Genomic DNA, 19384 nt, shown 5'->3' with positions numbered 1-19384 from the left:
AGCCGGGGTGCGGCTGCCCTAGTGTCGGCGCATGGGACCCGATGTGCGCGAGAACCTCTGTGCGCACTACGACGCGCGGGAGATGCAGCACCGAGCCGCTCGACCCCTGGGTGAGCGTCGCAGCCGTGCCCTCACGGCCTTTCTCGAGCAGCTGCGCGTTCGCGGGCTCAGGTCGGTGCTGGAGATCGGGTGCGGCGCCGGCCGTGACGGGATGCTCATCGCGCGCGCAGGTTTCGACTACGCAGGGATGGATCTCTCGACCGCCGCAGTCCAGCACTGCACAGGACGCGGGCTGCACGCGCTGGAGGCCGATGCCACCTCCCTCCCCTTCGCGGCTGCCTCCTTCGACGCGGCCTGGTCGATGAGCACCCTGATGCACCTGCCCGGGGAGGACCTCGCCTCGGCACTCGCGGAGATCTCCCGCGTCGTCCGCCCCGGCGGGCTGGTCGAGATCGGCGTGTGGGGCCACACTCAGAACCGTGAATGGACCGGGGACGACGGGCGGTACTTCCGGCACCGCACTGATGGCGATCTCCGGGCCGAACTGACGTGTCTCGGGACCGTCGTGGACTTCGACACATGGGAGTGGATGGATGACGGTGGCCACTATCAATGGGTCCGGGCAGTCGTGCCCTGAGCCCCTGTCCGTCGGGGGCAGCGACGTCCACGCGCGGTCAGGGGCGTGAGATGAGGCCACTTCGCTACGCGATCAACGTCACGCTCGACGGCTGCTGCCACCACGAGGCGGGCCTTTCCGCCCGACGAGGAGTCGATGCGGTTCTGGACCGCCGAGCTGGCACGGGCCGACGCACTGATCTTCGGCAGGGTGACCTACCAGATGATGGAGTCGGCCTGGCGGCGTCCGGCCTCGGGGAGCTGGCCGGCCTGGATGGTCGAGTGGCAGATCCCGTTCGCCGACATCATCGACCGGGCTGCCAAGTGCGTGGTGTCGAGCACCCTGGATGACGTCGACTGGAATGCCCAGCGTCTAGGGGGCGACCTGGGGCGGGAGATCCAGCGGCTCAAGCAGGAACCGGGTGAGGGGCTCTTCGTGGGCGGTGTGACCCTCCCGCTGGCCCTGGCGGATCTCGGCCTGATCGACGAGTACGTCTTCGTGGTGCAGCCGGTCATCGCGGGGCACGGGCCGACCCTCCTCGCCGGTCTGCACGACCGCGTCCAGCTCGAGCTCGTCGACCGGCAGCAGTTCGGGTCGGGGGCGGCCGCCCTGCGCTACCGCCCACGGCCGTAGGTCCCGGTCGCGAGCCGGCTCGCCGATCCTTGACATGCAAGCACACGCTTGCATATGCTCCACGTGTGGGAGACGTCTATGCAGCACTGGCCGATCCCACGCGACGACTCGTCCTCGACGAGCTGCAGCGACGTGACGGGCAGACCCTCTTCGAGCTCTGCGCCCGGCTCGTCACCGTGCACGGAGTGAGCATGAGCAGGCAGGCCATCTCGCAGCACATCTCGGTGCTCACGTCGGCCGGCCTCGTCGAGACAGCACGAGTCGGCCGCAGCAAGGTGCACCACTTCACCCCTTCGCCGTTGCGCGAGATCCATGACCGCTGGCCGGTCGACCCCACCTGAGGAGCCAGATGAACCCCGCGATCACGCACACGTCCGTCTACGTCGACGACCAGGCCAAGGCGCTCAGCTTCTACACCACCGTCCTCGGATTCGTGACGAAGACCGACATCGACCTCGGTGAGGACCGGTGGCTGGCCGTCGTGAGCAGCGAGGCCCCCGACGGGGTCGAGCTGTTGCTGGAGCCGTCAGGTCACCCTGCGGTCCGGTCGTTCAAGGACGCCCTCGTCGCCGACGGCATTCCGCTGACCATGTTCGGTGTCGCCGACGTCGAGGCCGCCTACGCGGAGCTGACGGACAAGGGGGTGCGCTTCACCCAGCCACCCACGGACATGGGCACGGTGCGCACCGCGGTGCTCGACGACACGTGCGGCAACCTCATCCAGCTGACCCAGATGCTCGAGGAGCACGCCGGCGAGGGGTGATCCTCTCAGAGCGCCGCCGCGAGCGACGCTTCCAGGATGTCCAGGCCCTCGAGCAGCTGCTCCTCGGTGATGGTCAACGGAGGGGCGATGCGGAAGACACCGCCCATGCCGGGCAGCTGGACGATGTTCATGTGCAGTCCGCGGCGCAGGCACTCGGTGGTGACAGCGGCGCCCAGCGCGTCGGCGGGGGTGCGGCTCGCCTTGTCGGTGACGAGCTCCAGCCCCTGGAGCAGGCCGCGCCCGCGCACGTCGCCGACCTCCTCGAAGCGATCGCGCAGGCCCAGCAGCCGCTCCCGGAGCACCTCCCCGCGGGCGGCGGCCTGGGCCGCCAGCCCGTCGCGCTGGATCACCGTGAGCACGGTGGAGGCGACGGTCGCGGCGAGCGGGTCGGAGGCATGGGTGGTGAAGAAGAGGAAGCCGCGCTCGTGGCACCGCTCCTCGATGTCGGGGGAGGTGACGACCGCCGCGACCGGCAGGCCCGCGCCGAGCGTCTTGGAGAGGGTCAGGATGTCCGGCGCGACGCCGTCCCGCTCGAAGGCGTACATCTGGCCCGTGCGGCCCAGGCCGGTCTGGGCCTCGTCATAGATCAGCATCATGCCGCGCTCGTCGCACAGCTCCCGCAGCCGCGCCAGGTAGCCGGGCGGCAGCTCGATGATCCCGCCCGAGGAGAGGATCGGCTCCACGAGGCACGCGGCCAGGCTGCCGGAGGAGGCTCGGTCGATCTGCGCGAAGCCGTAGTCGAGCTCGGTGCGCCAGTCGTAGGAGCCGTCGTCGTGGCGGAAGGGCGAGCGGTAGGCGTCCGGGCTGGGCAGGGTCAGGCTGCCCGGCATCGCCGGCCCGTAGCCGCGTCGCCCCGCCGAGTAGGTGAGCGAGGCCGCGCCGGTGGTCATGCCGTGCCAGGAACGGTCGAACGCCACCACCTCGAAGCGCCCGGTGGCGAGCTTGGCCATCTTGATCGCCGCCTCGTTGGACTCCGCCCCCGTGGTCAGCAGGAGGGTGCGTGAGAGCGGCTCGGGGAGGGTGCCTGCGAGTCGCTCGGCGAAGTCCAGGACCGGCCGGCTGAGCATCCCGCTGTAGAGGTGGTCGAGCGTCGAGACGGAGGAGGTGACCGCCCGCACGATGTCGGGGTGCGCATGGCCCAGCACCGCGCTCATCTGCCCCGAGGTGAAGTCGAGGATCCGGCTGCCGTCCTCGTCCCAGATGTATGCCCCCTCGGCGCGCTCGATGATGCGCGGGGAGAAGGCGGAGCCGTAGCGGATCAGGTGCCGCTCGGTCTGAGCAAGAAGGGCTTCGGCGCGAGCATCGGTCATGCCACTCATGCTCACATGCTGGCGCACCGGCATACCGCTAGCATCGCGGAGATGTCGACGACGAGCACCCCCTCCCCGCGCGCCGAGCGCGCCCTCGCGCTGGCGACCACCCTCGCGACCGAGCACGGGCTGCCCACGGACGACCTCCGGGTGCTGCACGACTCGTTCAGCGTGATCGTCCATCTCGCGCCCGCCCCCGTGGTGCTCCGGGTGCCGACGCTGACCGTCCTGCCGCTCGCCGCCGACGTGGCCCAGCGCCAGCGCGAGGTCGACGTCACGGCCTGGCTCGCCGGGCAGGACTTCCCCGTGGTCGCGCCCAGCGACCTGCTGCCGGCGGAGGTGCACGTCGTCGAGGATGTCGCCGTCACCGCCTGGCGCTGGGTGGAGCACCGTGACGAGGGCTTCGAGCCGGAGGTCTTCCTGCGTCGTATGCCGCTGGTCGCCCAGCTGCACCGCGCCCTGGCGGACTATCCCGGGACCCTCGCCGAGTGGGTGCCGCTCGAGGGCTGCGAGTCGATGCTCGACGACGTCGCCGCAGCGGGGTCGCTGCCCGCCGAGGACGTCGCCCGCGCCCGGCGCGAGCTGGCCGTCGTGCGCGAGCGGTGCTCCTCCGTCGACGGGCTCGTCCCGACGCACGGCGACGCGCCCTACTACAACGCGCTGGTCACCCCGCGCGGCACGCTCGTCGGCGACCTCGAGCACGTCGGGCTGGCGCCGGTGGAGTGGGATCTGGTCGGGTGCTCCGAGGAGATGCTCGCGGCATACACCGCGGCCGGAGGCGCGGATCTCGACCCCGAGCGCCTCAGCCTCATGGGCGTCGCCCGCAACGTCCAGCTCGTGGCGGCGCACGCCTTCGTCCCCTCCGTGCCCGAGCTCGGCACGGGCATGGCTCCCCTGATTGAGGCCTGGCGCGAGTCGCCCGAGATCACCTGATCGGCCACCCACGCCCGCCGGATTTCGACCTCTCGAAACGCTGCCATGGCAGACGAAGGCGTAGTCGAATTCCGGCGCACTCGGGGTCTGCAGGACTTCGACCTCTCGAATCGTTGCCATGGCAGACATTCGAGAGGTCGAATTCGAGCAGGTCAGGCGGGCTCGACCCACGTCACCATCACGCAGTTCTTCAGCCCCTTGGGCCGGTCGTAGGTGAACCCCAGCCGCTCGTAGAGCCGCCGCGTGCCGTTGTAGAGGAAGGACGACGACATCTTCTTGGTCTGGTGGGTGAGGTCGTGCGGATAGCTCTCGACCACGCCGCCACCGGCCTGGGCGATCATGTCCAGCGCACCGGTGATCGCCAGCTCGGTCACGCCCTGCCGGCGGTGCCGCCTGTCGACGAAGACGCAGGTGATCCGGTAGTCCGGGTCCGCGCTCTTCTCGGCGTCGTACTGCTTGCGGTGGTGGATGTTGGGCAGCTCCTCCGGCGGGCCGTACTCCGCCCAGGCGATCGCCTCGTCGCCGTCCATCACCAGCGCCGCGTGCGCCTTCCCCTGCTCGACGTAGGCCTTCTTCATCGCCTTGCTGCCCTCATACCCCGGTCCGCGCTCGGCGCACGAGGGGTGGAAGTGGGTGCACCAGCACCCGCCGAAGATCCCGTTGTGGCGCTCGACCAACCCCGCGAAGGCGTCCCAGGTCTGCGGGCTGAGCGCCTCGATCCGGTATGCCGTCTGCGTCGGCATCGCGCGGCCTACGCCTGCCCGGTCGGGTCGTCGCCCGCCACGGCCGAGGTGTCGACGCAGATGACGCCGAGGTTGCCGTCCTGGTCGGCGACCACGGTCATACCGGGCGCCTCGCTGTCGTCGGCCACCGTCCCGCCCGCGGCGAGCGCGGCCGCGATCCGCTCCTTGGCCTCCTCGGGGCCGAGGTAGACCTCGACGTGGAACCGCTGGCGCGAGTCCTCCTCGGACGCGCCGCCGAACCACAGGTTCGGCACCCGCCCGGTGGCGTCCCGGATCTCGTCGCTCGGCGTGCCTCGGCCTTGGGCCTGCGCCTCACCGGCCAGCAGCGCGGCCCAGACCGGGGCGATCGTCCCGGAGTCCGCCGTGTCCAGCCCGAGCTCGATGACGCTGACGCTCTTCGGGTCGGGCGTGAGCCGGTGCTCGGCGGCCACCTCCGTGATCCGTCGGGCCAGGTCGAGATCCTGCTGCGTCGGCCACTCCACGACGTGCTCGGTGCCGTCCTCCTCGCGGTAGATCGCGTCGGCGGTGACCAGCTTGAGGTCGACGTGGCCGGCACTCATCGCCACGGTCGGGTAGTGGTCGACGGCAGCACCCGCCTCACCGACGGCCGCGAGGAAGCGCGCCCCGGCGCCGAAGTCGTCGACGAGGTAGCGGGCGTGCAGGCCCTGGGCGAGCTTCACCCAGTCGGCCAGCTTGGCGGCGGCGATGGCGTCCCCCATGAGCATGTCCATGGCGGCGACCGTACCCGGGATGGTGACGCACCGCGTCCCGTGCCCGCGGGATCGCGGACACGGGACGTCCCCGATGGGGGTGGCGGTGGTCGGGGCTCAGCCCTCGGAGTCCTCCCACGGACCCTCGCGCCAGAACTGTTCCGGGCGCTCCTCGCGCACCTCGAAGATGACCTGGTCGGTGCTCGGGTTGCCGTAGCGGTCGACGGAGGTGACGTCGGCCACGTGGGTGCCGGTCGGCAGGTCCCGCGGCAGCGGCACCGTCCACAGGTGGCTGGACTTGTTCGCCACGCCGCCCAGCCCGATCGACTGCGGCGCGCCGGGCCCGAACTGCGAGCCGGAATAGGCCTGCCAGCCCTGCGCGTCCTCGTTGCCGGACGTGCTCTGGTAGGCGTAGCGCGCGACCTGCAGCTGCCGCACCACGGCGGCCGGGTCGGCATACTCCACGCCCAGCAGCACCTCCTCGCCGCGACCCTCCTGGGTGCGCTCCAGCTCCAGCGGCTCGCCGCCGTTGATCCGCACCGAGACCTCCGAGTCGCGGCTGCCCGCCCACACGTTCGCCGTCAGCGAGACGCCGTCGCGCAGGTCGCGCGGGGTGAACAGGTGCAGGTCGGGCAGGTCGTTGACGTTCACCGGGGGGATCTCGTCGGTGGTCGGCGGGTTCTCCTGGTGCCAGGACCACAGCTGGTCGTACCACTCGCGGAACTGGGGGGTGTTGAACGACAGCGCCATCTGGCGGTCGGCCTGGCCGGAGGCGTGGAAGGACTCCTCGTAGCTCGCGCCGTCGAAGTCGATGGTGAAGTAGCCGCGCGGCTCGCCCAGCCGGCCGGTCGCCTCGGGGATGCCGTCCCGGTCCAGCTCACCGGTGTACCAGTTGCCGGAGACCGCGCCGGCGACGAGGTGGTGGAACGGCGCCTCCTCGACCCCGACCGCCTCCTGCCACCCGGCATACTCCTCGTCGGGCAGCAGCTGCTCGATGGTGTGGGTGTGGCCGGACAGCGACAGCGCCTCGCGGCCCTCCAGCAGCTCGTAGATGTCCGCCGCGTTGTCGGTCTGGTGGATCACCTGCTCGTTGTCCACGAAGGACAGCATCGGTATGTGGTGGTTCAGCACGACGAGCTTGTCCTCCGGGACGGTCGCCAGGTCGTTGGCCAGCCACTCCATCTGCTGGTCGGTGACCCGCCCGTTGTATGCCGTGTCGTCCGGGTCGCCGCACTGGGTGCGGCCGTTCTCCCGGTCCTCCTCGGTGCACGGGTAGACGACGTTGTCCAGCACCACGAAGTGCACCTGGCCGATGTCGAAGCTGTAGTAGGCCGGCCCGTACTCCCGCCGGTAGGTGTCCGCGGAGTCCTCGTCCGTGGTGGCGTCGAAGTCCAGGTCGTGGTTGCCGTGGGTCCAGTACTGCGGCAGCCCGACGGCCGACATCGTGTTCTTGATCCGGGGGTACAGCCCGAGGTCGTCACCCGCGACGTCGCCGAGCAGGAGCATGCACTCGTGCTCCGAGAGGTCCGAGCCGAGCAGGTCGGCGACCGCGCTGTCCCGTGCGTAGCCGACCTCGTTGCCGGAGTAGGTCTGCACGTCACCGAGGGCGGCGCAGCTGAACTCGTCGGTCACCCGCGTCGGCAGCATCGGGAAGTTCACCGCCTCCGGCAACGGCCCGGTCGGTTCCAGGCCACCGAAGCGCAGGTCCGGCGAGCCCTCGGGCTTGTGCTGGTAGGACATTTGCGGGATGTTGTCCTCGTCCATGGGGACCATGTAGTTGGCCGGCTTGCTGACGGTGAGGGCCATGTCGTCGTCGACGGGCAGGGAGTAGCGGCCGTCCTCGTCGGTCAGCACGACCTCGCGGCCGTTGGTCACCCGGACGTCCTCGATGCCGGGCTCGCTGCGCTCCTGGTGCTGACCGTCCTGGTTGCGGTCGTAGAAGACCAGACCGTCGATCGTGTCCGCCTGCGCGGCGGCGGTCGCGCCGGCCTCGGCGGGGATCACCTCGAGGCTGGCGCGGTAGTCGAGCTCGGAGGCCGCCTGGCGGTGCTCGCCCGGCTGCTCCCCCGCCAGCGCGGGCGCCCCGTCCTCGGACGCGCCCACCTCCGGCCGGCTCGTGGTGTCGGTGGTCGGGCCCGGGGTCGGGTCGTCGAGGGTGATGCTCGCCCCGCTGGCGGTGAGGGCGAGCATGAGCAGTGCTGGTTGGAAGACGTGACGTTTCACGGTCCGCTCTTTTCGGTCGGCTGACATGAGGCGGCTGCGCCGCGCTGATCTCGTGCGGCATCGGCCACGCTCCAGCCAAGGGGACGTCGGTGAACGCCCCTGGATGCCCTGACCACGACCCCGTCAACATCGCGCGGCGCGCCGATGGCGATCTGGTCTGGCGCGGGTCAACAACCCCGCTGGCACGGCCCAGGGCTCACTGGTGCACGTGCGCGCGCTGCCCCTCACGGTCGAAGATCATGATCAGCTCGGCGGGCCCACCGATCGCCCCGATGGAGTGCGGCGTCATGGTGGAGAACTCCGCGGCCTCACCGGTGCCGACCTCGATCTCGCGGTCTCCCAGGTGCAGCCGCACCCGACCCTCGATGACCACGAACCAGTCGTGCCCCGGGTGCACCCGCTGGTCCGGCCTGCCTCCCGTCGGCTCGATCCGCATCTTGACCGCGATGGTGCGTCCGTCGGAGCGGCTCAGCGGCCACGTGGTGTGGCCCCCGGAGCTGTGCGGCGCCGGGCGGATCACCACGTCCTCGTCGCCGGGCATCTCGAAGAGCGCGTCGAGGCTGACGCCGAGCGCCTGGGCGAGCGGCACCAGCACGTCCAGACCCAGGGCGCGCTTGCCGGTCTCGACCCTGCTGATCGTGGAGGGGCTCAGGCGGGTGCGGTCGGCCAGCTCCTCCAACGAGTAGCCGAGGGTCGTGCGCAGGCTGCGCAGCCGGGACCGGGCCAGGTCCTCGACGTCCTTCGCGGCGCTCATGGGGCAAGCGTGCCGCAGTCTTGCGAATTCTGCAAACGTGTTCTCACTTACCGCATGGCGGGCGTACCGTTGACCCATGACCGCTGAGCACGCCCACTCCCACGACCACGCCGCCCCACCCCCTGTCGAGCGCCACTGCGACGTGGCGGTGATCGGTGGCTCCGCCGCCGGCCTGGCCGGGGCCCTGCAGATCGCCCGGCAGCGGCGCACCGTCATCGTCGTCGACGACGGCACGCCCCGCAACGCCCCCGCGGCGCACATGCACGGCTACCTCGGGCGGGAGGGCGCCGCGCCCTCGGAGCTCGTGGCCGTGGGCCGCGAGGAGGTGCGCAGCTACGGCGGTGAGGTGCTCACCGGGCGTGCGCTGGCCGTCCGCGCCGGCGACGACGGGCGCTTCCGGGTCGAGCTCAGCGGGGGGCATACCCTCCTGGCGCGTCGGGTGCTCGCCGCCACCGGGATCGTCGACGAGCTCCCCGACATCGAGGGGCTCGCGCCGCGCTGGGGGCAGGACGTGATCCACTGCCCGTTCTGCCACGGCTACGAGGTGCGCGACCAGCGTCTGGTCCAGATCGTCACCCACCCGATGGGGCTGCACCCCAGCCCCCTGCTGCGCCACCTCACCGACCGGCTGACCGTCGTCCTGCACGACGTCGACGGGCTGGACGACCACGCCGAGGCGGCCCTGAGCGGACTGGAGGGCGCCGGCGTGCCCGTCGTGCGCACGGCGGTGCGCCGGGTCACGACCGGTCCGGACGGCGCGGTGACCGGCGTGGAGCTCGCCGACGGCTCCACCCTCGAGGCCGACTCGGTGCTGGTCGGCACCCGCTTCCACGCCCGCCTCGGCGCTCTCGCCTCGCTCGGCCTGGAGGCCACCCCGCACGCCAGCGGCATGGGCGACGTGCTGGAGGTGGACCCGATGACGGGCCAGACCGCGGTCCCCGGGGTGTATGCCGCCGGCAACGTCACCGACCCCTCGCTGCAGGTGCTCCCGTCCGCGGCGCACGGCAGCCGGATCGGCGCCATGATCTCCTTCAGCCTGGCCGATGAGGACGTCCGCGCGCAGCAGCGCCCGTCCGGCGAGGAGGGCGACTGGGACCACCGCTACGCCGGCGAGGCCCGCATGTGGAGCGGCAACCCGAACGGCACCCTGGTCGCCCAGGTGACCGGTATGCCGCCCGGCCGGGCGCTCGACGTCGGCGCCGGCGAGGGCGGCGACGTGCTCTGGCTCGCCGAGCAGGGGTGGGAGGTGACCGCCTCCGACATCTCGGGCAACGCCCTGGGGCACGTCGGTGCCGCGGCACAGGCCCGGGGCCTGCCGGTCACGCTGCTGCGCACGGACGCCAACGCACCCGGTGCCTTCGACGGCCGGACCTACGACCTGGTCTCGCTGCAGTACGGCTCGTTCCTCCGCACCCCGGAGGGCCGGGGCCTGGGCAACCTGCTGGGCGCGGTCGCCCCCGGCGGGACGCTGCTCGTGGTCAGCCACGACCTGACCCCGCTGCGCGAGCCGGTCGACCCCGCCGAGCAGACCCGGATGTGGGACCCCGAGGCCTACGTCGGCGTCGAGGAGATCGCGACCGCACTCGCCGCCCAGGACGGGTGGACGGTCGAGCTCCACCAGACCCGACCCCGCCCGGCCGGAGCCGCGTCGACCCACCACGTCGACGACGTGGTGCTCCGGGCGGTGCGGACCGGCTGACCTCGCACGCTGCTCCGGGCAGCGCTGCTCTGAGCAGCGGGAGGGAGCCGAGGGTCGACCCCGGACGCAGGCTGGCCCCATGAGCACGCAGACCGCACCCCCGCCACCGGGGCGAGACCTCGACGAGGACCTCTACCGACAGCTCTTCGAGCAGCGCACCCTCCTGCTCGGGGAGCCGTTGGAGGAGTGGAACAGCAACCGGCTCTGCTCCGGCCTGCTCATCCTCGCGGCGCAGGACGCGACGGCTGACATCCGGCTCCTGATCAACAGTCCCGGCGGCTCGGTCCCCGGGATGCTGGCGATCCGCGACTGCATGCGCCTCGTCGGGTGCGACGTCGTCACCGTCAACCTGGGGATGGCCTACAGCGCCGGGCAGTTCCTGCTCAGCAGCGGCACGCCCGGCAAGCGCTACGCCCTGCCCCACTCCAAGGTCATGCTGCACCAGGGCAGCGCCGGGATCGGTGGCACGGCGATGGACATCGAGATCCAGGCCGACGACCTGCGGCACACCCGGGACACGGTGCTCACGCTGGTCGCCGCCGACACCGGCCAGGACCTGGCCACCGTCGAGCACGACTCCCGCCGGGACCGGTGGTTCGACGCGGAGGCGGCCCGTGACTACGGCTTCGTCGACCACGTGGTGGCCTCGATGAGCGAGGTGATGCCGGTGCGGCGTCCCCAGGTCGGGCTGGGAGGCGGGCGATGAGCAGCTATCCCATCCCCTACGTCACCACCCGCACCCCGGCGGGCGAGCGCACCCAGGACATCTACAGCCGGCTCCTGGCCGAGCGGGTGATCTATCTCGGCACGGCCGTCGACGACGGGGTCGCCAACACGGTCATCGCCCAGCTCATCCACCTCGAGTCGGAGAGCCCCGACCTGCCGGTCCAGCTCTACCTGAACTCGCCCGGCGGGCAGATCCCGGCGGTGCTCGCCATCTACGACGCGATGCAATATGTCCGGCCCGCCGTGCACACCACCTGCGTCGGTCAGGCGGCGTCCACGGCCGCGGTCCTGCTGGCCGGTGGTGCCGCGGGGCACCGGGCGATGCTGGCGCACGGCCGCGTCGTCATCCACGCCCCGGCCGGTCAGCAGCGCGGGACCATCCCGGACCTCATCCTGGAGGCCGAGGAGGTCGCCCGCGTCCGCACCATGCTGGAGGAGCTGCTGGCGGCGCACACCGGCAAGTCACCCGCGCAGATCCGGGAGGACACGCAGCGCGACCTGATCCTGACCGCTGCGGCCGCCCTCGACTACGGCGTGGTGGACGCGGTGCTGACCAGTCGGGACCCCGTGGAGCTCGAGTGAGGCAGGTCTCGCGGTCTGCTCAGGCGGCGAGGCAGAGCGGTCCGGAGCTGCGGGTCATCCGGTCGGCGGCCCGGGCGGCGACCTCGGCCACGCTGAGGTCCAGTGCTCCGGTGAGGGCGCTGAGCACCTCCGACGAGGGGTCCTTGCGGCCGCGTTCCACCTCGGAGAGGTACTGCGGGCTCACGCCGGCCGTGCCGGCGGTGTCGACGATCCGCTCGCCCCGGTCCTGCCGCTCCTCGCGCAGCACCTCACCGACAGCCTCCCGCCACAGCAGCTCCGGGAGACGCCTTCGGTGGCGACGGTGCAGGGGGACGACGGTGCTCATAGGCCCAGGGTAGCCCCGGCCCGGGCCGTGCGGGACGGTTGAAGGCCCGGGCCGCTACAGGTTGGCGAGCCACTCGGCGTAGAACAGGCCCAGTCCGGCGGCCGCGCAGATCCCGGCGATGATCCAGAAGCGGATGACGATGGTGATCTCGGCCCAGCCGAGCAGCTCGAAGTGGTGGTGCAGGGGCGCCATCCGGAAGACCCGCCGGCCGGTCAGCTTGAAGCTGATCACCTGGATGATGACCGAGGCGGTGATGATGACGAAGAGCCCGCCCAGCACGACCAGCAGCAGCTGGGTCTGGGTGAGGATCGCCATCCCGGCCAGGGCTGCGCCGAGCGACAACGACCCGGTGTCGCCCATGATGATCGCGGCAGGCGCGGCGTTCCACCACAGGAAGCCGGCGCAGGCGCCGGAGATCGCCGCGGCGACGACGGCGAGGTCGAGTGCGTCCCGGACGGGGTAGCAGTTGGCCACCGGCGAGATCTCACAGCTCTGCGCGGCCTGCCACATCGCAATCACGGTGTATGCCCCGAACACCATCGTCGACGCCCCGGTCGCCAGTCCGTCGAGGCCGTCGGTGATGTTCACGCCGTTGGAGGCGCCGGTGATGAGCAGGTTGGACCAGAGCAGGAAGAGCACAACCCCCAGGACCGGTCCGGCGAAGGCCAGGTCGAGCGGGGTGTCGCGGACGAAGGAGACGGCCGTGGACGCCGCTGACCTGCCCTGGTCGTCGGTCACGAGCAGCGCGGCCAGCGCGAAGACCACGGTCACCAGCGTCTGACCCACGAGCTTCTGCCGCGAGGTCAGGCCCAGGCTGCGCTCCTTGCTGATCTTGGTGAAGTCGTCGAAGAAGCCGATCAGCCCGAGCCCGGCCAGCAGGAAGAGCACGAGCATCGCGCTCAGCGAGATCGGGCTGGCGCTCACGTCCAGCCAGCCGGTGGCCCCGAGCACGAGCAGCACCGCGTGCGAGCCGAAGTAGCCGAGCAGCGTCGCCCCGATGATCACCGCCCCACCCATGGTGGGCTTGCCCCGCTTCACGTGGTGGTGGGTGAGGTCGTCGCGGATGAACTGGCCGTAGCGACGGCGCACCAGGAAGCGGATGAAGGCCGGCGTGCACAGCAGCGCGACGGCCATCGAGATGCCGCCGGCAAGCATGACGTCGATCATGCGCCTCCCCTTCCGCTGCGGTCGTCCACTGGCTGGGCAGACGCTACCCGACCCCGGGCGCCCCGCCGTCCGACAACCCGGGTGCGGGCGGCGAGCCACCGGCATACCCTCGGCAGATGCCCTCCGCCCCCCTCGTCCCCGCGGGCTTCGACGCCCCGACCTCGCTCGTCACCGACGACTTCCGGCTCGAGCCGCTGGGGCCGCAGCACAACGTGTCAGACCACGCGGCGTGGACCTCCAGCGTGGAGCACATCCGGGCGACCCCCGGCTACCCGGACGGCAGCTGGCCACCGCTCGCCGGGATGTCGCTGGAGGAGAACCTGAGCGACCTGACGCGGCACGCGGCCGACTTCACGGCGGGCACAGGATTCACCTTCACCGTGCTCGACCCGGACGGCGGCGACGTCATCGGTTGCGTCTACCTCTACCCGCCGGAGCGTCCGGGGTATGACGTGAGCGTCCAGTCGTGGGTGCGCGCCGACCGGGCCCAGCTGGACGGCGTCCTCGCCGACGCCGTGGCCGCGTGGCTGCGGACCGACTGGCCCTGGGAGCACCCGGACCGCTACGGCCGCTGAGCGAGCCCCGCACGGGAGCTCGGGCTCTGCCAGGATGTGGGCGTGGCCGAGCGGGTGTGGTTCTCCAGCACGAGCGGGCCCCGGCTGGCCGGCCTCGTCGACCACCCCGAGGGCCAGGTCCGCGGCTGGGGTGTCTTCTCGCACGGGTTCACCCTCGGCAAGGACAGTCCCGCCGCCAGCCGGATCTGCAAGCAGCTGGCCCGCGAAGGCATCGGGATGCTGCGCTTCGACAACCTGGGTCTGGGTGACTCCGAGGGCGACTGGGGCGACGGCTCCTTCTCGCACAAGGTCGCCGACACCGCCCAGGCCGTGCGCCATCTGAGCGAGGCCGGCCGCGACGTCCGGCTGCTCGTGGGCCACTCCTTCGGCGGCGCCGCGGTCATCGCGGCGGCGCACGAGGTCCCCTCGGTGCGTGCGGTGGCCAGTGTCGGTGCCCCCTACGAGCCCAGCCACGTCGAGCACAACTACGACGCCCTGGTGGAGCGGATCATGGGTGAAGGGGAGGCGCCCTTCCTCGTCGGCGGCAAGGCGCTGACCCTGCGGCGCCACTTCATCGAGGACGTGCGCGCGGTGGACCTGCACGACCAGATCCGCACGCTGAGGCGGGCGCTGCTGGTCATGCACTCGCCGACCGACAACACCGTGGGCATCGCCAACGCCAGCGAGATCTTCCGGGCCGCGCGGCACCCCCGCAGCTTCGTGTCCCTGGAGGGCGCCGACCATCTGCTCACCGAGCGCGACCAGGCCCGGCGGGCGGCCAGGATCATCTCCGCCTGGGTCGACCCCTACCTCGCGGGCTGAGCGGAGGCGCTCGAGGGTGTCGGCCCCGGACACTAGCCTTCCGACATGGTCACCTGGGAGTCCGTCACGACCGCCATCGGCCTGGCTCTGGGCGGGGATCCCCCGCAGGGCCGGGCGGACCTGCTCGCGCTCTGGGAGCAGACCGACGAGCACGACCACGCGCAGCGGTGCGTGATGGCGCACTACCTCGCGGACCTCGAGGAGGAGCTGGACGACGAGGTCGCCTGGGACGAACGCGCGCTGGCCGAGCTGCCGCACGTCGGTGACGACGCCCTGGCCCCGGTCGGGATCGGCTCCGCACTCGGGCTGGCGCCGAGCCTGCACCTCAACCTGGGGGACGGCTACCTGCGCCAGGGGCGGGTGGCCGACGCCCGCGATCAGCTCGCCGCCGGCCTGGCGGTGGTCGACGTGCTGCCGGACGACGGCTACGGCCGGATGATCCGCCAGGGCCTCGCCGGTCTCGACGAGCGGGTCACCGGGGCTGCCCAGACCTGAGCCGGGCCGCCTGCCGGGTCAGGTGGTCGCGCTCGGCGGTGCTGCTCGCGCGGGCCGCGGCCTCGGCATACAGCTCCGCGGCGCGGTCGGGCTCTCCCGCCCGCTCCCGCAGGAAGGCGTGCGCCGCGTGCCGGCGAGGTATGCCGTCGGGCACCTCCGCGAGCGCCCGCAGCCCTGCCTGCGCACCATCGGCCTCGCCCACCGCCACCGCGCGGTTGAGGGCCACGACCGGGCTGTCGGTGAGGGCCAGCAGCTCGTCGTACCAGCCGACGATCTGCGGCCAGTCGGTCTCGTCGGCGCTCTGGGCGTCCGCGTGCAGCGCGGCGATCGCGGCCTGCGCCTGGAACTCCCCGAGCCGGTCGGCGGCGAGCGCCCGGTGCAGGATGTCGATCCCCTCGGCGATCGCGCCTGTGTCCCACCGGGTGCGGTCCTGCTCGGCGAGCGTCACCAGAGAGCCGTCGGTGCCGAACCGGGACGGCCGACGCGCGTGGTGCAGCAGCATGAGAGCCAGCAACCCGGCGGCCTCCGGGTCGTCGGCCCGGTCGGCCAGCTCACGGGCCAGCCGGATCGCCTCGGCCGCGAGGTCGACCTCCCCCTGGTAGCCCTCGTTGAAGATCAGGTAGAGCACCCGCAGCACCCGCCCGAGGTCGCCCGTCCCGCCCAGACCCTCGTCGGCCACGGTGCGCTTGGCCCGGCTGATCCGTTGCCCCATCGTGGTCTCCGGCACCAGGTATGCCTCGGCGATCTGACGGGTGGTGAGCCCGCCGACGGCGCGCAGCGTCAGCGCCACCGCCGAGGACGGGGTCAGGGCCGGGTGGCAGCACAGGAAGAGCAGGTGGAGCGTGTCGTCCCGGCTCTCGGTCGGCCCGGGCGGCGGTTCGTCCAGGTCGGCCTGCTCGCGCCGGTGACGCGCCGACTCCGAGCGCACGTGGTCCAGCCACCTGCGCCAGGCGACGGTGACCAGCCACGCCTGCGGGTCCGACGGCATACCCTCCGGCCAGCGGGCGACCGCCTCTATCAACGCCTCCTGGACGGCGTCCTCGGCCGACGCGAAGTCTGCTCCGCGCCGGACGAGGACGCCCAGCACCCGGGGGGCGAGCTGCCGCAGCAGGTCCTCCACGTCTGGCGCCTCAGGCGTCCGCCGAGGGCTCCCGGGTCAGGAACGGCCGCACCTCCAGCCACTCGTGGATGGGCTCACCGCCCCTGCCGGGGGCCGCGGACAGCTCGGCCGCCGCCTCGTAGGCACGCTCCTGGCTGTCGACGTCGATGATCATCCAGCCGGCGATGAGGTCCTTGGTCTCCGCGAACGGCCCGTCGGTGACCGGGGGCCTGCCCTCGCCGCCGTAGCGGACGAAGGTGCCCTCGGGGGAGAGGGCCTGCCCGTCGACGAACTCGCCGCGCTCGCGCAGGCCGTCCGCGAAGTCGTCCATGAAGCGGATGTGGTCGGCGACCTCCTGCTCGGTCCACTGGTCCATGGGGACGTCGGTCCCGGGGAGCGCGGTGGGGCCGGAGCTGCGCCGGTAGTGCTTGAGCAACAGGTACTTCGCCATGATGTCCTCCTGGTGTCCGTGCCGACCATTGTGGTCGCCATCACCCCGGGGACGGAGCCCTCCAGCCGTTCTCGACATCTGACCCCGCCCCGCCGCTGCTCTTCACGGGCGACGACTTGACGCAGACCGACCTCGCTCCGGCGCTCTGACGGCGTCGGCGAGGAGTCGGCGGCGTCACCCTCGGAGCTCGTAGGCCAGGTGCACGACGCCGTTGCCGAAGCGGTGCAGCTCCACCAGGCGCAGGTCGAGCCGCAGCCCGGCGGGCAGCCATGGTGTGCCGGAGCCCAGGACCACCGGGCTGGCGTAGTACTCGACCGCGTCGACGATCCCGGCCCGCAGCGCGTGCGCGGCCAGCTCCGGGCCGCCGATGGACACCTCACCCTCCGCCGCGTCGACGTAGGCCCGCAGCTGTGCCGGGTCCACCTCGCGCTCCAGCCGGGTGTGCGCGGTGTCCACCCCGGTCAGCGTGCGCGAGTAGACCACCTTGGGCCGGCCGCGCCACTGCTCGCCGTACTGCTGCTCCTCCGGGGACGCGTCCGGCCCGGTGCCGTAGGTCTCCCAGACCTTCATCACCTCGTAGAGGCGGCGGCCGTAGAGCTCGGCGGTGACCCGGCGGTCGCGCTCGTTGAGATAGGCGTGGACCTCCGCGTCCGGTGCGCTCCAGTCGAAGCCGCCCTGCTCGTCGGCGACGTAACCGTCCAGCGACCCGATCCCGGCATACACGAGGCGTCCCATGGACCCCATCGTGGCACCGAGGGGCGGGGACGTGAGGCAGGCTGTGCTCATGGCCAGCACGCAGTCGACCCGGATCCGCAGGGCGGTGACGAGGTATGCCGCGGGGCACGACGCGCTGCGCGCCGCCACCGACGCCTACGTCGCCCTGGTCACCCAGCTCCTCGATGACGCCGGCATCAACTATCTCGCGGTCACCGGACGCACCAAGAGCGTGGAGTCCTTCGCGGGCAAGGCGGCCCGGCGCACCGACGGCGGGCGGCTGGCCCACCCCGAGCCGCTGACCGACATCACCGACCAGATCGGTGTGCGGGTGGTGACCTACGTGCTGGCCGATGTCGACGCGGTGGCCCAGCTGCTGGCCGCCCAGCTGGACGTGCGCGACGACCGCGACATGGGCCGGGAGACCGCCGAAGAGGGACGGTTCGGCTACTCCAGCCGGCACCTGCTGGTGGCGCTGGACGAGGAGCGGGCCGCGGAGGCCGGGATCCCGCCCGAGCGTCCCGCGTCGGTCCAGATCCGCACCGTGCTGCAGCACGCGTGGGCGGAGTTCGAGCACGACATCCGCTACAAGGGGTCCGTCCCTGAGGAGCACGCGCACGACTTCGACCGCCGGTTCACCCTGGCCGCGGGCCTGCTCGAGCTGGCCGACCAGCAGTTCTCCGCGATCCGGGACCGGCACCGGGAGGAGCTGACCTCCCCGGCCGACGCCGTCGACGACGATCCGCGGATCAGCCCGACCGACCTCGCGGCCTTCCTGGCCGGCCAGTTCGCCGACGCGGGGTGGTCCAGGACCGACCACTACGCCTGGATCAGCGGTCTGCTCCTCGAGCTGGGCATCACCTCGTTGTCCGAACTGCGCGAGGTGCTGCGGGAGGTGGACGTCGAGGCCATCGAGGCACGCATGGCCTACCGCTACCCGCCGGGTGCGGTCCGGCGGCTGGACGACTCCCTGCTCATGGTCTTCGGGGAGCGGTATGTCCGGCTGCACGGCAACGCGCACCGCCAGGACCTGCTGACGGCGCGGTTGGCGCGGCTGGGCTGAGCAGACGCCCTCCACTCGTACGCAGTTCTTGTTCGTATGCCGTGATGCATCACGACCGAAGAACAACTGCTGCGTACGAGACGCGCGGCGGCTGCGCTCAGGAGCCGGGCGGCGGCGGGGGCGGAGGCGGTGTGCGGCCCTGGGTGCCGGGGTCCACCTCGTCCTGGACGCGGTCGCCCGAGGCCGAGCCGCCCTGGGTGCCGTCGTGCCCGAGCGCGGCCTGGCTGGCCTTGTCGCTGGCCGAGCGGATCTGGCTGGAGTACTTCCCCTTGGTCTGCCGGTCGGCGAAGTCGGCAGCCTTGTCGAGGTAGGACTGGGTCTTCTCCGGGTCCTTGCGGGCGAACCGGCGGGCCGCGTCCACGGCGGCACCGAGGGCGGCGAACTTGCGGGACGGCATGAGGGTCCTCTCGTCGGAGTCTTCGCTGCGCTCAACGTACCGCCACCGAAGGTTGTTTCCCCGCGCGTGCGCTCAGGTGGTGCGCCCGGCCAGCACCTGCTCGATGTCCTCCCGGATGGCGGACGGCTCGGTGGTCGGGGCATACCGCGCCACCACCTGCCCGTCGGGACCGATGAGGAACTTGGTGAAGTTCCACTTGATCCGGCCCCCGAGCAACCCCTTCTTCTGCGATTTGAGCCACGCGAAGGGCGGGTGCGCACCCGACCCGTTGACGTCGACCTTGGCGAACATCGGGAAGCTCACGCCGTAGTTGCGCTGGCAGAAGTCGCCGATCTGCTCCGCGTCGCCGGGCTCCTGGTTGCCGAACTGGTTGCACGGGAAACCGAGGACGACCAGTCCGGCGTCGGCGAGCTCGGCGTGCAGCTCCTCCAACCCGGCCAGCTGCGGCGTGAAGCCGCACTGGCTGGCCGTGTTGACCACCAGCACCGCCCGGCCTGCGTAGTCGCCCAGGTCCTGTCGTCCACCGGTGAGCGTCTCGGCCTCGAAGTCGTGCAGGGTGCTCACAGCGGCACCTCGGAACGGTCTGTGGCGGCGCTGATGTCGGT

The 19384-nt window shown here is 71.8% G+C and carries 23 protein-coding genes and 1 pseudogene; 12 read left to right on the top strand and 12 right to left on the bottom strand.

Features of this window, described 5'->3' with window-relative positions; all coding sequences use genetic code 11:
• Nucleotides 1-31 precede the first annotated feature (31 nt).
• From FXF60_RS02535 to FXF60_RS02520, 4 genes and pseudogenes are all read left to right on the top strand, one after another.
• The gene (locus tag FXF60_RS02535) at nt 32-637 is read left to right on the top strand and encodes a class I SAM-dependent methyltransferase (protein ID WP_151523697.1); all 606 of its coding nucleotides are present in this window, start codon (nt 32-34) and stop codon (nt 635-637) included.
• A 50-nt stretch (nt 638-687) separates the two neighbouring features.
• A pseudogene (locus tag FXF60_RS02530) lies at nt 688-1249 on the top strand (dihydrofolate reductase family protein).
• A 65-nt stretch (nt 1250-1314) separates the two neighbouring features.
• Nucleotides 1315-1590 (top strand): ArsR/SmtB family transcription factor, encoded by a 276-nt coding sequence (locus FXF60_RS02525; RefSeq protein WP_151523696.1) that lies wholly within the window; start codon nt 1315-1317, stop codon nt 1588-1590.
• 8 nt (nt 1591-1598) lie between these two features.
• Complete coding sequence (locus FXF60_RS02520) at nt 1599-2012, top strand: VOC family protein (RefSeq protein ID WP_151523695.1); 414 nt, start codon at nt 1599-1601, stop codon at nt 2010-2012.
• Between the two features lie 5 nt (nt 2013-2017).
• On the opposite strand, the gene FXF60_RS02515 is transcribed toward FXF60_RS02520, so the two are convergent.
• A complete protein-coding gene (locus FXF60_RS02515) occupies nt 2018-3331 on the bottom strand; it encodes an aspartate aminotransferase family protein (protein ID WP_238335664.1) in 1314 nt (437 codons plus the stop codon).
• A gap of 42 nt (nt 3332-3373) precedes the next feature.
• Here FXF60_RS02515 and FXF60_RS02510 point away from each other — a divergent pair, with 42 nt between their 5' ends.
• Nucleotides 3374-4255, top strand: a complete 882-nt coding sequence (locus FXF60_RS02510; RefSeq protein ID WP_151523694.1) for an aminoglycoside phosphotransferase/kinase family protein — start codon at nt 3374-3376, stop codon at nt 4253-4255.
• 152 nt (nt 4256-4407) lie between these two features.
• On the opposite strand, the gene FXF60_RS02505 is transcribed toward FXF60_RS02510, so the two are convergent.
• The 4 genes from FXF60_RS02505 to FXF60_RS02490 form a co-directional block, all read right to left on the bottom strand.
• The gene (locus FXF60_RS02505; protein WP_151523693.1) at nt 4408-4998 is read right to left on the bottom strand and encodes a GNAT family protein; all 591 of its coding nucleotides are present in this window, start codon (nt 4996-4998) and stop codon (nt 4408-4410) included.
• 8 nt (nt 4999-5006) lie between these two features.
• On the bottom strand, nt 5007-5729 hold the full coding sequence (locus tag FXF60_RS02500) for a 4a-hydroxytetrahydrobiopterin dehydratase family protein (protein ID WP_151523692.1): 723 nt from the start codon (nt 5727-5729) through the stop codon (nt 5007-5009).
• Between the two features lie 96 nt (nt 5730-5825).
• Nucleotides 5826-7931 (bottom strand): calcineurin-like phosphoesterase C-terminal domain-containing protein, encoded by a 2106-nt coding sequence (locus tag FXF60_RS02495; RefSeq protein WP_192796562.1) that lies wholly within the window; start codon nt 7929-7931, stop codon nt 5826-5828.
• 196 nt (nt 7932-8127) lie between these two features.
• Nucleotides 8128-8685 (bottom strand): helix-turn-helix domain-containing protein, encoded by a 558-nt coding sequence (locus FXF60_RS02490; protein WP_151523690.1) that lies wholly within the window; start codon nt 8683-8685, stop codon nt 8128-8130.
• 76 nt (nt 8686-8761) lie between these two features.
• Here FXF60_RS02490 and FXF60_RS02485 point away from each other — a divergent pair, with 76 nt between their 5' ends.
• The 3 genes from FXF60_RS02485 (at nt 8762) to FXF60_RS02475 (ending at nt 11692) form a co-directional block, all read left to right on the top strand.
• On the top strand, nt 8762-10384 hold the full coding sequence (locus tag FXF60_RS02485) for an FAD-dependent oxidoreductase (protein ID WP_151523689.1): 1623 nt from the start codon (nt 8762-8764) through the stop codon (nt 10382-10384).
• Nucleotides 10385-10463: 79 nt separating this feature from the next.
• Nucleotides 10464-11090 (top strand): ClpP family protease, encoded by a 627-nt coding sequence (locus tag FXF60_RS02480; protein WP_151523688.1) that lies wholly within the window; start codon nt 10464-10466, stop codon nt 11088-11090.
• Entirely contained in the window at nt 11087-11692 is a 606-nt protein-coding gene (locus FXF60_RS02475) for a ClpP family protease (RefSeq protein WP_151523687.1), read from the top strand. Before FXF60_RS02480 ends, FXF60_RS02475 begins: the two co-directional genes overlap by 4 nt.
• A gap of 19 nt (nt 11693-11711) precedes the next feature.
• Here FXF60_RS02475 and FXF60_RS02470 read toward each other — a convergent pair whose 3' ends face one another.
• The gene (locus FXF60_RS02470; protein ID WP_151523686.1) at nt 11712-12017 is read right to left on the bottom strand and encodes a helix-turn-helix domain-containing protein; all 306 of its coding nucleotides are present in this window, start codon (nt 12015-12017) and stop codon (nt 11712-11714) included.
• Between the two features lie 54 nt (nt 12018-12071).
• Nucleotides 12072-13184, bottom strand: a complete 1113-nt coding sequence (mraY, locus tag FXF60_RS02465) for a phospho-N-acetylmuramoyl-pentapeptide-transferase (RefSeq protein WP_151523685.1) — start codon at nt 13182-13184, stop codon at nt 12072-12074.
• A gap of 116 nt (nt 13185-13300) precedes the next feature.
• Between mraY and FXF60_RS02460 the strand changes: the two genes are divergently transcribed.
• From FXF60_RS02460 to FXF60_RS02450, 3 genes are read left to right on the top strand one after another with little or no spacing between them, the layout of a single operon-like run.
• Nucleotides 13301-13759 (top strand): GNAT family N-acetyltransferase, encoded by a 459-nt coding sequence (locus FXF60_RS02460; protein ID WP_151523684.1) that lies wholly within the window; start codon nt 13301-13303, stop codon nt 13757-13759.
• A 36-nt stretch (nt 13760-13795) separates the two neighbouring features.
• Nucleotides 13796-14560 carry an alpha/beta hydrolase family protein gene (locus tag FXF60_RS02455; protein WP_202879529.1) on the top strand — a complete coding sequence of 255 codons (765 nt, stop codon included), beginning with the start codon at nt 13796-13798 and terminating at the stop codon, nt 14558-14560.
• Between the two features lie 45 nt (nt 14561-14605).
• A complete protein-coding gene (locus tag FXF60_RS02450) occupies nt 14606-15055 on the top strand; it encodes a hypothetical protein (RefSeq protein WP_151523682.1) in 450 nt (149 codons plus the stop codon).
• On the opposite strand, the gene FXF60_RS02445 is transcribed toward FXF60_RS02450, so the two are convergent.
• The 3 genes from FXF60_RS02445 to FXF60_RS02435 form a co-directional block, all read right to left on the bottom strand.
• Nucleotides 15033-16175: an RNA polymerase sigma factor gene (locus tag FXF60_RS02445; protein WP_151523681.1), complete on the bottom strand. Its 1143-nt coding sequence runs from the start codon at nt 16173-16175 to the stop codon at nt 15033-15035. The two genes, FXF60_RS02450 and FXF60_RS02445, sit on opposite strands and share 23 nt — an antisense overlap.
• A 10-nt stretch (nt 16176-16185) precedes the next feature.
• Nucleotides 16186-16605: a YciI family protein gene (locus FXF60_RS02440; protein WP_151523680.1), complete on the bottom strand. Its 420-nt coding sequence runs from the start codon at nt 16603-16605 to the stop codon at nt 16186-16188.
• 174 nt (nt 16606-16779) lie between these two features.
• A complete protein-coding gene (locus tag FXF60_RS02435; protein WP_151523679.1) occupies nt 16780-17340 on the bottom strand; it encodes a dihydrofolate reductase family protein in 561 nt (186 codons plus the stop codon).
• A 49-nt stretch (nt 17341-17389) separates the two neighbouring features.
• Between FXF60_RS02435 and FXF60_RS02430 the strand changes: the two genes are divergently transcribed.
• On the top strand, nt 17390-18382 hold the full coding sequence (locus FXF60_RS02430) for a GTP pyrophosphokinase (RefSeq protein WP_151523678.1): 993 nt from the start codon (nt 17390-17392) through the stop codon (nt 18380-18382).
• A gap of 97 nt (nt 18383-18479) precedes the next feature.
• On the opposite strand, the gene FXF60_RS02425 is transcribed toward FXF60_RS02430, so the two are convergent.
• Nucleotides 18480-18779: an antitoxin gene (locus tag FXF60_RS02425; RefSeq protein ID WP_151523677.1), complete on the bottom strand. Its 300-nt coding sequence runs from the start codon at nt 18777-18779 to the stop codon at nt 18480-18482.
• Nucleotides 18780-18851: 72 nt separating this feature from the next.
• The gene (locus FXF60_RS02420) at nt 18852-19343 is read right to left on the bottom strand and encodes a glutathione peroxidase (protein WP_151523676.1); all 492 of its coding nucleotides are present in this window, start codon (nt 19341-19343) and stop codon (nt 18852-18854) included.
• Nucleotides 19344-19384: the final 41 nt, after the last annotated feature.

The sequence above is a fragment of the Serinicoccus kebangsaanensis genome, assembly GCF_008919445.1.
GTDB lineage: Bacteria > Actinomycetota > Actinomycetes > Actinomycetales > Dermatophilaceae > Ornithinicoccus > Ornithinicoccus kebangsaanensis.
This window is presented reverse-complemented; position numbering and strand designations above follow the sequence as displayed.

Coding starts and splice junctions, on each gene's coding strand:
- FXF60_RS02535 (WP_151523697.1), top strand. CDS start 32: ATGGGACCCGATGTGCGCGAGAACCTCTGTGCGCACTACGACGCGCGG.
- FXF60_RS02520 (WP_151523695.1), top strand. CDS start 1,599: ATGAACCCCGCGATCACGCACACGTCCGTCTACGTCGACGACCAGGCC.
- FXF60_RS02515 (WP_238335664.1), bottom strand. CDS start 3,331: ATGAGTGGCATGACCGATGCTCGCGCCGAAGCCCTTCTTGCTCAGACC.
- FXF60_RS02510 (WP_151523694.1), top strand. CDS start 3,374: ATGTCGACGACGAGCACCCCCTCCCCGCGCGCCGAGCGCGCCCTCGCG.
- FXF60_RS02505 (WP_151523693.1), bottom strand. CDS start 4,998: ATGCCGACGCAGACGGCATACCGGATCGAGGCGCTCAGCCCGCAGACC.
- FXF60_RS02500 (WP_151523692.1), bottom strand. CDS start 5,729: ATGGACATGCTCATGGGGGACGCCATCGCCGCCGCCAAGCTGGCCGAC.
- FXF60_RS02490 (WP_151523690.1), bottom strand. CDS start 8,685: ATGAGCGCCGCGAAGGACGTCGAGGACCTGGCCCGGTCCCGGCTGCGC.
- FXF60_RS02485 (WP_151523689.1), top strand. CDS start 8,762: ATGACCGCTGAGCACGCCCACTCCCACGACCACGCCGCCCCACCCCCT.
- FXF60_RS02480 (WP_151523688.1), top strand. CDS start 10,464: ATGAGCACGCAGACCGCACCCCCGCCACCGGGGCGAGACCTCGACGAG.
- FXF60_RS02475 (WP_151523687.1), top strand. CDS start 11,087: ATGAGCAGCTATCCCATCCCCTACGTCACCACCCGCACCCCGGCGGGC.
- FXF60_RS02470 (WP_151523686.1), bottom strand. CDS start 12,017: ATGAGCACCGTCGTCCCCCTGCACCGTCGCCACCGAAGGCGTCTCCCG.
- mraY (WP_151523685.1), bottom strand. CDS start 13,184: ATGATCGACGTCATGCTTGCCGGCGGCATCTCGATGGCCGTCGCGCTG.
- FXF60_RS02460 (WP_151523684.1), top strand. CDS start 13,301: ATGCCCTCCGCCCCCCTCGTCCCCGCGGGCTTCGACGCCCCGACCTCG.
- FXF60_RS02450 (WP_151523682.1), top strand. CDS start 14,606: ATGGTCACCTGGGAGTCCGTCACGACCGCCATCGGCCTGGCTCTGGGC.
- FXF60_RS02440 (WP_151523680.1), bottom strand. CDS start 16,605: ATGGCGAAGTACCTGTTGCTCAAGCACTACCGGCGCAGCTCCGGCCCC.
- FXF60_RS02435 (WP_151523679.1), bottom strand. CDS start 17,340: ATGGGACGCCTCGTGTATGCCGGGATCGGGTCGCTGGACGGTTACGTC.
- FXF60_RS02430 (WP_151523678.1), top strand. CDS start 17,390: ATGGCCAGCACGCAGTCGACCCGGATCCGCAGGGCGGTGACGAGGTAT.
- FXF60_RS02425 (WP_151523677.1), bottom strand. CDS start 18,779: ATGCCGTCCCGCAAGTTCGCCGCCCTCGGTGCCGCCGTGGACGCGGCC.